Origin of the sequence: Streptomyces sp. H27-D2, assembly GCF_035828615.1 — a bacterium.
GTDB lineage: Bacteria > Actinomycetota > Actinomycetes > Streptomycetales > Streptomycetaceae > Streptomyces.
The window spans coordinates 1-10,768 of record NZ_JAYMZR010000041.1 but is presented as its reverse complement, the minus strand read 5'-3'; the positions used below and the strand labels follow the sequence as shown (position 1 = coordinate 10,768).

7 protein-coding genes, 1 pseudogene and 1 riboswitch are annotated in these 10,768 nt (G+C 72.6%); of the genes and pseudogenes, 5 read left to right on the top strand and 3 right to left on the bottom strand.

Annotated features, from left to right (window positions below):
* Nucleotides 1–14: 14 nt before the first annotated feature.
* The 4 genes from rlmN to QMK28_RS17345 all read left to right on the top strand — a co-directional run bounded on the left by rlmN (nucleotide 15) and on the right by QMK28_RS17345 (nucleotide 5,539).
* Nucleotides 15–1,172 carry a 23S rRNA (adenine(2503)-C(2))-methyltransferase RlmN gene (rlmN, locus tag QMK28_RS17360; protein ID WP_326438876.1) on the top strand — a complete coding sequence of 386 codons (1,158 nt, stop codon included), beginning with the start codon at nucleotides 15–17 and terminating at the stop codon, nucleotides 1,170–1,172.
* A 96-nt stretch (nucleotides 1,173–1,268) separates the two neighbouring features.
* Nucleotides 1,269–1,388: riboswitch (TPP riboswitch) on the top strand.
* Nucleotides 1,389–1,426: 38 nt separating this feature from the next.
* Nucleotides 1,427–2,536, top strand: coding sequence for a thiamine ABC transporter substrate-binding protein (locus tag QMK28_RS17355; RefSeq protein ID WP_326438874.1), 1,110 nt, complete (start codon nucleotides 1,427–1,429; stop codon nucleotides 2,534–2,536).
* 185 nt (nucleotides 2,537–2,721) lie between these two features.
* A complete protein-coding gene (locus QMK28_RS17350; RefSeq protein ID WP_326438949.1) occupies nucleotides 2,722–4,335 on the top strand; it encodes an ABC transporter permease in 1,614 nt (537 codons plus the stop codon).
* 133 nt (nucleotides 4,336–4,468) lie between these two features.
* The gene (locus tag QMK28_RS17345) at nucleotides 4,469–5,539 is read left to right on the top strand and encodes an ABC transporter ATP-binding protein (RefSeq protein WP_326438872.1); all 1,071 of its coding nucleotides are present in this window, start codon (nucleotides 4,469–4,471) and stop codon (nucleotides 5,537–5,539) included.
* Nucleotides 5,540–5,669: 130 nt separating this feature from the next.
* Here the strand turns inward: QMK28_RS17345 and QMK28_RS17340 are convergent, their stop codons facing one another.
* Nucleotides 5,670–8,351, bottom strand: coding sequence for a hypothetical protein (locus QMK28_RS17340; protein WP_326438870.1), 2,682 nt, complete (start codon nucleotides 8,349–8,351; stop codon nucleotides 5,670–5,672).
* 134 nt (nucleotides 8,352–8,485) lie between these two features.
* Here QMK28_RS17340 and QMK28_RS17335 point away from each other — a divergent pair, with 134 nt between their 5' ends.
* Nucleotides 8,486–9,040 (top strand): hypothetical protein, encoded by a 555-nt coding sequence (locus QMK28_RS17335; protein ID WP_326438868.1) that lies wholly within the window; start codon nucleotides 8,486–8,488, stop codon nucleotides 9,038–9,040.
* Nucleotides 9,041–9,157: 117 nt separating this feature from the next.
* On the opposite strand, the gene QMK28_RS17330 is transcribed toward QMK28_RS17335, so the two are convergent.
* Both QMK28_RS17330 and QMK28_RS17325 read right to left on the bottom strand, forming a co-directional pair.
* On the bottom strand, nucleotides 9,158–10,411 hold the full coding sequence (locus QMK28_RS17330; RefSeq protein WP_326438866.1) for a hypothetical protein: 1,254 nt from the start codon (nucleotides 10,409–10,411) through the stop codon (nucleotides 9,158–9,160).
* Nucleotides 10,393–10,768, bottom strand: a pseudogene (locus QMK28_RS17325) (hypothetical protein); the annotation flags it as partial. The pseudogene QMK28_RS17325 and the gene QMK28_RS17330, both read right to left, overlap by 19 nt.

Below are 10,768 nucleotides of genomic sequence, written 5' to 3'. Positions count from 1 at the left end.
ACACTGGGTGAACCATGCCTGTACCCGGAGAACTGACCTTTGCCGTGCCGCGTGGGGCCAAGAAGCCCCCGCGGCACCTCGCCGACATGACCCCTGCCGAGCGCCGGGAGGCGGTCGCCGAGCTGGGGGAGAAGCCGTTCCGCGCCAAGCAGCTCTCGCAGCACTACTTCGCGCGCTATGACGACGACCCGGCCACCTGGAGCGACATTCCCGCGGCTTCCCGCGAGAAGCTCGCCGCGGGGATGCTGCCCGAGCTGATGACCGTGCTGAAGCACGTGTCCTGCGATGACGACCTGACGCGCAAGACGCTGTGGAAGCTGTTCGACGGGACGCTGGTCGAGTCCGTGCTGATGCGCTACCCGGACCGGGTCACGATGTGCATCTCGTCGCAGGCGGGCTGCGGGATGAACTGCCCGTTCTGTGCCACCGGTCAGGCCGGTCTCGACCGGAATCTGTCGACCGGCGAGATCGTGCACCAGATCGTGGCCGGGATGAAGTCGCTGCGTGACGGCGAGATCCCGGGCGGGCCGGCGCGGCTTTCGAACATCGTCTTCATGGGGATGGGCGAGCCGCTGGCCAACTACAACCGGGTCGTCGGCGCGATCCGGAGGCTCACCGACCCGGAGCCGGACGGGCTGGGCCTCTCGCAGCGCGGCATCACCGTGTCCACCGTCGGGCTGGTCCCGGCGATGCTGCGGTTCGCGGACGAGGGCTTCAAGTGCCGGCTCGCGGTCTCGCTGCACGCGCCCGACGACGAGCTGCGCGACACGCTGGTGCCGGTCAACACCCGGTGGAACGTGCGCGAGGTGCTCGACGCCGCGTGGCACTACTCCGAGGTGTCCGGCCGCCGGATCTCCATCGAGTACGCGCTGATCAAGGACATCAACGACCAGGCGTGGCGCGCGGACCTGCTCGGCCGGCTGCTCAAGGGGCACCCGGTGCACGTCAACCTGATCCCGCTGAACCCGACGCCGGGGTCCAAGTGGACCGCCTCCCGCCCGGAGGACGAGCGGGCGTTCGTGCGCGCGCTGGAGCTGCACGGGGTGCCCGTGACCGTACGGGACACCCGCGGCCAGGAGATCGACGGCGCCTGCGGGCAGCTGGCGGCTTCCGAGGGGCCGGCGGCGGAGCCAGCGGCAGTGGACGCGGTGGAAGCGGTGGAAGCGGGCTGAGCCGGACTGTGCCTGGTCGGGACCGGCCGGGCTGACCTGTGGCGGGTCGCCGCGCGCTGCTATCGTGGCGTAGAGATCGTAGATTCGTACAAAAGAAAACTCCGACAGGGGAGCGCACAGCGCTGAGAGTGCGGTGGACCGGGAAACCGGGGCTGCCGCAGACCCTCGAACCTGAACCGGGTCATACCGGCGTAGGGAGTTCGGTCATCACCTCTTGCTGTCGTGCCCTGCCCGCATTCCGGGAGGCACCACCAATGAGCACCACCATCTCAACCGGCAGAACCGGTCGCCGTCGCGCCGTCGTCGCGGCGGTCGCCGTCGCGCTGGGAGCTTCGACGCTGGCCGCTTGCGGCGACTCGGACGACTCCGCGGACGGCGGGTCGAGGTCGAAGACCGTCACGCTGGTCTCGCACGACTCCTTCCAGGTCTCGAAGTCCGTGCTGAAGCGGTTCACCGCGAAGACCGGCTACAAGGTCCGGGTGGTGCGCGGCGGCGACGCGGGCGCGGCGGTCAACCAGGAGATCCTCTCCAAGGGCAACCCCCGCGGCGACGTCTTCTTCGGCGTCGACAACACCCTGCTGTCCCGCGCGCTCGACCAGGGGCTCTTCACGTCGTACGAGGCCAAGGGCCTGGACCAGGTCCCCAAGGCGCTTCAGCTGGACGCGAAGCGGCACCGGGCGACCCCGGTGGACAGCGGCGACATCTGCGTCAACTACGACCGGAAGTACTTCGCCGACAAGAAGCTGGCGCCGCCGAGCAGCTTCGCCGACCTGGTCAAGCCCGCGTACAAGAACCTCCTGGTCACCGAGAACGCCGCGACCTCGTCGCCCGGCCTGGCCTTCCTGCTCGGCACCGCGGCGCGGTACGGGGACCACGGCTGGCAGGCGTACTGGAAGAAGCTCAAGGCCAATGGCGTCGAGGTGGTCGACGGCTGGGAGCAGGCGTACAACGACCGCTTCTCCGGGGCCGGCGGCGGCAAGGGCAAGGGCGACAAGCCGCTCGTCGTCTCGTACGCCTCCAGCCCGCCCGCCGAGGTGATGGGCGTCGAGCCGCAGCCCGCCAAGGGGCCGACCGGCGTCGCGACCGGCACCTGCTTCCGCCAGATCGAGTTCGCCGGGCTGCTGGACGGCGCGAAGAACGAGAAGGGCGGCAAGGCCCTGCTGGACTTCCTGCTGAGCAAGGACTTCCAGGAGGACGTGCCGCTGAAGATGTTCGTGAACCCGGCGCGCCAGGACGCGAAGCTGCCCGCGCTGTTCACCAAGTACGGGGCGGAGATCGACGACCCGCGGACGCTGGCGCCCGCGAAGATCACCGAGAACCGTGAGCAGTGGGTCAAGACATGGTCCTCGCTCGTCCTGAAGTAACGGGCTCCGGGGACGCGTCCCCGCAGGACGGAGCGCCGCCCGGCGAGGTCCCGCCCTCCGGGGAGGCGGCGGCCGGGCGGGCCCCGTCCGCGCGGGCGCGTGCCGGGGGGCGCGAAGGCGTGCGGGGACGCGTGCGGAGGGGCGTGCGGATCGTCGGCTCGCGGATCGGTTCGCGGCCGCTCCTGATGGTCGTCCCGCTCGTGTTCTTCGGCGTCTTCTTCGCCTACCCGGTGGCCGCCATCGTCGGCCGCGGGCTGCGCGACGGCGGGCACTGGCGCCTCGGCCGGATCGCCGCGGTGCTGGCCGACCCGGACATCCTGGACGTTTTGTGGTTCACCCTCTGGCAGGCCGTCGCCTCGACCGGGCTGACGCTGGCGATCGCGCTCCCGGGGGCGTACGCCTTCGCCCGGCTCGACTTCCCCGGCAAACAACTGCTGCGGGCCGTCGTGCTGGTCCCGTTCGTGCTGCCCACCGTCGTCGTCGGCTCGGCGTTCCTCGCCGTACTGGGGCGCGGCGGACTGCTGGACGAGCTGTGGGGCGTGCGGCTCGACACCAGCGTCTGGGCGATCCTGCTCGCGCACGTCTTCTTCAACTACGCCGTGGTCGTGCGCACCGTCGGCGGGCTCTGGGCGCAGCTCGACCCGCGCCAGGAGGAGGCCGCGAGAGTCCTGGGCGCGGGCAGATTCGCGGCCTGGCGGCGGGTGACGCTGCCCGCGCTGGGGCCCGCGGTGGCCGCCGCCGCGCTGATGGTCTTCCTCTTCACCTTCACCTCGTTCGGCGTCGTCCAGATCCTGGGCGGGCCGCGCTACTCCACGCTGGAAGTGGAGATCTACCAGCAGACCGCGCAGTTCCTGGACCTGCCGACGGCCGCCGTGCTCACGCTGGTCCAGTTCGCCGCGGTGGGCGCGATCCTGGCGCTGCACGCCCGGACCGTACGGCGCAGGGAGAGCGCGCTGACGCTGGTGGACCCGGCGCAGACCTCGCGCCGGCCGCAGGGGCCCGGCCAGTGGGCGCTGCTGGGCGGAGTGCTGGCGGTGATCGCGCTGCTGATCCTGGTGCCGCTGGGCGTTCTGGTGGAACGTTCTTTCGCCGGCCCCGACGGCTACGGGCTCGGCTTCTACCGGTCCTTGCGGTCGGCGGCGGACAACGGCGGCACCTTCGTCGTGGCCCCGCTCCAGGCGATCGGGAACTCCCTCGCGTACGGGGCGGCGGCGACCCTCATCGCCCTGGTGGTGGGCGGGCTCGCGGCAGCCGCGCTGACCCGGCGGGCAGGGCGGCTGGTCCGCGGATTCGACGCGCTGCTGATGCTGCCGCTGGGCGTCTCCGCGGTCACCGTCGGCTTCGGCTTCCTGATCACGCTGGACGAGCCGCCGCTCGACCTGCGCACTTCCTGGTTCCTGGTGCCGTTGGCGCAGGCGCTGGTGGGGGTGCCGTTCGTCGTACGGACCATGCTGCCCGTGTTGCGGGCGGTGGACGGGCGGCTGCGGGAGGCCGCGGCGGTGCTCGGCGCCTCCCCGCTGCGCGCCTGGCGCGAAGTGGACCTGCCGATGGTGTGGCGCGCCCTGCTGATCGCGGCCGGCTTCGCCTTCGCGGTCTCGCTGGGCGAATTCGGGGCGACGGTGTTCATCGCCCGCCCCGACACCCCGACCCTGCCGGTCGCGGTGGCCCGGCTGCTCGGCCGGGCCGGCGAGCTGAACTACGGGCAGGCGATGGCCCTGAGCACCATCTTGATGCTGGTGTGCGCGGGGGCGCTGCTGGCGCTGGAGCGCATTCGCACCGACCGTTCGGGAGAGTTCTGAGATGCCCCTGCCGAAGTCCTCGCAAGTATCACCGAAGCCGTCGCGGACATCACCGGACTCGCGGCCGAAGCCGTCGCCGACGGCCGCCCCGACCCCTGTGTCCGCCCCGACCCCCGTGTCCGCGGCGACCCCTGTGTCCGCGCCGGAACCCTTGCTGCGGCTCGACGCCGTGAGTGTCCGCTTCGGCGAGCGGACGGCGCTGGACGCGGTGGACCTGGAGGTCGCCGAACACGAGACGGTGTGCGTGCTGGGGCCCAGCGGCAGCGGCAAGTCGACGCTGCTGCGCGTCGTCGCCGGGCTGCGGCGGGCCGACGCGGGGCGGGTGCTGCTCTCGGGGCGCGACCAGTCCGGGGTGCCCGTGCACCGGCGCGGGCTGGGCCTGATGTTCCAGGACCATCAGCTCTTTCCGCAGCGGGACGTGGGCCGCAATGTCGCCTTCGGGCTGCGGATGCGCAGGGTCGGCCGCGCCGAGTCGGATCGTACGGTCGCCGAGCTGCTCGACCTCGTCGGTCTGCCGGGCGCGGAGCGCCGCGCCATCGCCGCGCTGTCCGGCGGCGAGCAGCAACGCGTCGCGCTGGCCCGCGCGCTGGCTCCGCAGCCGCGACTGCTGATGCTCGACGAGCCGCTGGGGCAACTGGACCGGAGTCTGCGGGAGCGGCTCGTCATCGAACTGCGGCAGCTGTTCGCCCGGTTGGGGACCACGGTGCTCGCGGTCACCCACGACCAGGGAGAGGCCTTCGCCCTGGCCGACCGGGTCGTGGTCATGCGGGACGGGAAGATCGCCCAGGCCGGCACCCCGCTGGAGGTCTGGCAGCGCCCGGCCTCGGAGTTCGTGGCCCGCTTCCTCGGCTTCGACAACGTGGTCGCGGCGACGGTGCACGGGGAGGCCGCCGACACACCTTGGGGCAAGGTCCCGGTCCCGGCCGGTTCGGCCCAGGGCCCCTGCCGCCTGCTGGTACGGCCGGCCGGCGTCCGGCTGGCCCCGGTCCCGGACGGGCTGCCCTGCACGGTGCTGGCCCGGACCTTCCGTGGCGACCATGTCTCTGTTCTGCTGCGGCCGGAGGCGCCGGGGGACGGGGCGCGGCCGGGGGACGGGCCGCAGTTGGAGGCGGCGTGCGCGCTGCGGGATGTGCCGGAGGAGGGGGCGCGGGTGGGGGTGGCCTTCGCGGCGGAGGAAGTCGTGGTGTTGAGGGGCGAGTTGTGACGAGGGCGTCGGTGGGCGAAGTCGGCGAGGCTCTTGTGGGTCTCGGGGGCCGGCGGTGCGTTCGTCGTCTGCAGCGCCGCGGCCCCGGCGGCTGCCTCGCGCGGCAGCGCCCCTGGGCCCTGAAGACGGTCTAGACGCCGAACCCCGGCCCAGGCCCTGGCGGCTGTGGCGGGGCCGGGGGAGGAGCCGCGACCGACTCGGCCGCGCTGCCCGGCCCCCGGCGCGGGGTGGGGGGTTTCGGCACGCGGGGCGGGGGAGCGGGGATGGCGGTCGGCGCCGGCGCGTTGGCGGGTGCCGGGGCTGCTGCCGCTTCGGGAAGCGTCGCTTTGGGGGTCGCCACTTCGGTCGGCACTGTTCCGGCCGGCGCTGCTCCTGTCGGTACGGTTCCGGTCGGCACCGCTCCGGGAGTCGCCACGGCCGGAGCTGCCGCGGCCTCCGCGGATTTCGGCTCATCCATCCCCGTCGCCGTCCCAAGCCCCGTCCCAGGCCGCTGCCACCGCTCCGGCACGCTGTTCAGTCGGTGCACGGGGCCTTCCTCCCTGGCGCGTGCCAGTGCGGCGGACTGCCGGGCGGTGGGCTCGAAGCCCGGAGCGGCGTTGCCGCTCTCGGCGGGTATCTGCCTGCCGCCCATCGCGAGGAGCGCGCGCGTCGTGGCCGGGTCGAAGGCATCGGTCGGCAACTGCCACGACGCGGCGCCCGTCACCTCGACCCGATGATCGCGCCCCTCGGCCTCGAAGGTCAGCCCGTAGCCCAGAAACTGGTCGCTCTCGTCGAAGAGCAGGTCGCCGCTCACCTCACCCGCCTTGCCCCGCGTCCAGGAGTCCAGTTGCTCCGTCACCTGGGGAAGCGGGGACGTACGACCCAGGTTGGCGACATAACCGTCCGACTCGATCTCGCCGTCTGCCCCCTGCACCTGGAAGCGGGTGCGCCCGTCGGGGCCGACCACGGTCTGCACCGCTTCCAGCTCCGCGCGGACGAACGAGAGCCGGCCGTCTCCGCCGAAGGCGGTCTCGTGCCGCTGCCGCATGGCGTCGAATTGCACCTGGTGCCGCAGGGCCGGCGGCGGCTCTCTGCCGACGATGGTGACCTGCGCGTCCGGATTGGACTGGAGGATGATCTCGGCATTGGCGACCCCGGTGCCGCCCGCTCCGGCGATCATCCAGTGCTGGGCCGCCGTGGGGTCGAAGCGGCCGTCGGCGACCTCATCGCCCATCAACGCCCGGCCCGGGGCCTGTTCCCTGGCCTCCTCCCACAGCCGGGTCGCCTCCAGGGTCTGAAAGACGGGCTTGTTCTCCTTCTCGGCGCCCAGCGTGTCCTTGATTCCGGCCTCGTCGAGGAGCCTGAGGATCTCCCGCGCTCCGGCACCGCCGCGCACCGCCTCGGTCAGGCCGGTGCGTACGGACTGTCCGGCCGCGGCGTCCATGCTGCCGTCCCCCTCCAGGCCCGCCACGTGCGTCTCCAGCTTCCGGACCGCGGCCCGCAAGCTGTTCTCCGCGCCACGGGCCGCACCGGGGACCATCTCGGGAGTCAGGCCCGTCGCGATGGTCGGGGTCCCGATCACCTCGACGGAGAAGGGGTCTTCGCCCGCACTCGGCTGTACCCGGGCCAGCAGCTTGCCGTTCCTGCCGACGACCAGTTGCGCGTGTCCGTCCACCACGCGGCCACGCACGGCGAGTTCGTCCTCCCACAGCTGTACGGCCTTGGCGGGCACCCGGTCCGTCGGGCCGGCGAACTGGTGGGCGTCGCCGACCCCCGTCCCGTACAGATCCCGCACCTGGTCCGCTGACTGCACGATGCCCATGCCCGGGTCCACATGCCACCGGCCACGGGCGTCGATCAGCAGTGCGTCCGGATCCCGCCCGCTGAGACTGGCCCCGCCGCCGATGATGACCTTCCGCCTCGGCGGCCGGCCGGGCTGCCACTGCTGCTCGGCCGCGAGCTCCCGTACGGTGGCGGCGCTCAACTGCGTCCGGCGCTCGGCGGCAGCGGTCGCGGCGCGGTCCAGGTCCTCGCGGAGGAGCGGTACGCCGTCGGCGTCGTAGCCGGGCATCGGGAGGTCGGTGTGGTGGCCGATGTGGGCGGGGATGTGAGTCGTGGTCAGCGCTGCGGCCTGCCGGTGGGCGAGGAGGGCGGCGGCGTCGTCGGGGGACAAATCTTCGATGGGGAAGGCGAGTTCGTAGACAGCGCGGTTGGCCTCGGCCGTCAGGTGAAGTCCTGCGACGTGTCTACGGATGCCTGCCGCATCCGCCTCGTCCGCGAACGCCTCGGACTCGCTGGGGAGGGTGGGTCGCATCCCGAGCCGTTCGAGCAGGGCTGAAAATTCAACGCGCGACTGCTCTCGCGACTGTGCGTCCAGCGAACTGCCGCCCATTTCGGCGGCGAGCCAGTTCAGCTCTCCGATCCGACCTCGGTCCTCCCCGGACAGGTCCGGGGTCTGAGGCAGTTCCGCGCCGAGGCGCAGCAGGTTCTCGTGAACGGGCGCGAGGCCCTCTGCGGCGCGTTGACGCGCGGTGAGGAGTTCGCTGACCTCGTACGCGAGCACGCGGCCGACCGCAGGGGAGGGGAGCTGGTCGGAGAGCTGGACGATGTAGTTCTGCGAGGTCGTATTGATCAGAGTGCGGGCGATGACCTTGTCCGGGAGCGGGAGGGCGTCCAGCCAGATCCCGATCTCCTCGTTGCCCGGGGCGTCTCTGAGCGCGAAGTACCGTCGCTTGTTGCCCGCCTCGCCCGTCTCCCGCAGCTCGATGGAGGGTTCTCGGTCGCCGTGGAGCAACGCCAGCACGACGGGCAGTACCCGCTCGCCTTCGGACACGATCTCGCCCGGGCGATGGGGTTCTTCCGAACGGCTCCAGGGCTGCCGTGGGTCGACCGCACGGTCCACTCGTCGCTCCCCCTCCCGAGCGCAACGCTCGGACATGCGTGCTCAACAGCACGTATGATCATGCCATGTTGATCGCCCGTTCATCGCTGGAAGCGCACCTCTACATGGACCTGCACGCGTGCGAGTGCGGCGCGGTGAGCTTCGACCGCCAGCACCACCTTGAGCAGCGTGGCGACGCGATGGTGGCGGTCTACGAGGGTGTCTGCCCCGAGTGCGGTCGGGCGCGCAGTTTCTCGTTCCAGATGACTGACGAGCTCCCGCCTCCGCCGCCTGCCTTCGGCGGCTCGAACCCGTCCCTGATCGTCGATCCCGGCGAGTTTCTCTTGGTCAGCTACCGGATCGCGACTGACACGGGCCTGCGCCTTCTCAACACGCCTAAGGCCGAGCGCCGCAAGTACCGCGCGGCGACCGAATACGGGCTGGCCGCCCTGGAAGAAGTCCTCAAGTTCATCCCCGAGGGCCAGGACGTGGTGCCGCCGAGTGCGTTCACCTCGGAGCGCGGGCGGGCTCTCTACGAGAAGGAGCCAGGAAAGTTCGCACGTGATCTGCTGGAGAATGGCGTGCTCGCGACACGGCAGATTCTGGCCGGCATCGACCGGGTCAGCCCCCCGCTGTCCTGACTCCCTTCCCCCTTCGGAGCCAGAGCCGGACCCGCAGACGCTGGGCCGGGCCGCAGGGGACCAGGCCCAGCCGTCCTCACTGGTCAGTGCATCAGTGCATCAGTGCATCAGTGCTGCTCAGTGCGTCAGCGGCAGCGCGGCCAGCTGAGCGACGCCCCAGGTGAGCGGGGCCAGGACGAGCAGCAGGACGGCCGCTCGGAGGGCCGCCGCGCGGCGCAGGACGACGGCCGGGGCCCCGAGACGTACCAGGGCCCCGTTGATCGGTGTACGCGCGCTCTTGACCTCCTGAGCGGCCGTGAGTGCGGCGGCGGTGGCGCAGGCCATGATGAGGGCGGCGGCGAGGCCGGTGAGGGGACCGAAGGGGCTGTCGCCGATTCCCGCGGGGCCGCCGGGGGAGAGTGCGGATCTGTCCAGGACGGTGCCGTAGAGCTCGGCCGCCGCGTACCCGCCGGAGGCGACGGCGCACAGGACGCCGAGTGGCCGGCCGATCCGGCCCGCTTCCTCCTGGAGGACGCGGCCGGCCAGCAGGCGGGTCGCTCCGGGGCGTCCCATGGACAGCAGCCGCCCGCAGAGGTACGTCAGGCCGGGGCCGGCCAGCACGAGCCCGAGCGCGGTCAGCGCCCAGCCGCAGACGACACCCGGCGGACTGTCGTGGAGCTTGCCCGGCAGGGGGAGCAGGGCGGCGTGCGTGGAGGGCGCGTCGCGGATCGAGTACGCCTCCAGCGCGAGCCCCGCTCCGATCAGTGCCACCCCCCAGGGGAGGGCTGCCGAGTGGGTGGGGGCGGGCTGCTGGGCGTCGGCCCCCGAGTTGTTCGAGCGGTTGGGCTTCGTCCGCGCTGCCGTCGGCCGCTTCGCGCGAGGGCGCAGTACGAGCGCGGTGGTTCCCGCCGCGATCAGCGGCGCCAGGGCGAGCAGGGTGAGCGCGCCGGCGAGGGGCAGCGGCCGGTCCGCGCCGAGCAGGTCGGCCGCCGAGCCGTGGAAGCGGCGGAAGCCGGCTCCGCCGAGGTCACCGCGCAGCCCGGCGAAGAGCAGGATGGCGAGCAGGCTGCCGAGTACGCAGGACAGCGCGGTCGAGGCGGCCGAGAGCAGCGTCAGCCGGGCCGGACCGTACCCGGCCGCGGAGAGGCCGGGCCGCGCGCGGGTGCTGGGGTCGGTACGGGCGACGGCGACCGCGAGCTGCACGACGGCGGCCAGCGGGACCAGGCACCACAGCAGCCGCACCAGCGAATCCGCGGTGCGGTGCGGGTGGACCGTCGCGTACCCGAGCGTGCACAGCAGCAGGAAGCCGATGCCCGCCGAGGCGACGACGACCAGCGCGCGGCGCAGCTGGACGAGGGGGTGTGCGCCGCGGGCTAGACGGAGAGCGAGCACGCGGCCCTGCTTTCCGGGTCGGTGGAGGGGGACGGGGCCGCGGTTGATCCGTCGGGCGCGGCTGATCCGTCGGGAGGAGAGCCGTCGGGAGTCGACCCGTCCGGAGCGGATTCGTCGCGGTCCGTGTCGGCGGTGTCCGCGGCGGCGCTGTCCGTGCCAGCGGTGTCCGCGGCGGCGGTGCCCGTGCCGGCGGTGCCCGCGCTGACGGTGTCCGCGGTGGAGGCGTCCGCGCCGGCGGTGCCCGCGCTGACGGTGTCCGCGGTGGAGGCGTCCGCGCCGGCGGTGCCCGCGCTGACGGTGTCCGCGGTGGAGGCGTCCGCGCCGACGGTGCCCGCGCTGACGGTGTCCGCGGTGGAG

Excerpts from the sequence above, each read along its gene's own strand:
- QMK28_RS17350 (WP_326438949.1), top strand. The coding sequence starts at position 2,722 with ATGGTCGTCCCGCTCGTGTTCTTCGGCGTCTTCTTCGCCTACCCGGTG.
- QMK28_RS17335 (WP_326438868.1), top strand. The coding sequence starts at position 8,486 with ATGTTGATCGCCCGTTCATCGCTGGAAGCGCACCTCTACATGGACCTG.
- QMK28_RS17355 (WP_326438874.1), top strand. The coding sequence starts at position 1,427 with ATGAGCACCACCATCTCAACCGGCAGAACCGGTCGCCGTCGCGCCGTC.
- rlmN (WP_326438876.1), top strand. The coding sequence starts at position 15 with ATGCCTGTACCCGGAGAACTGACCTTTGCCGTGCCGCGTGGGGCCAAG.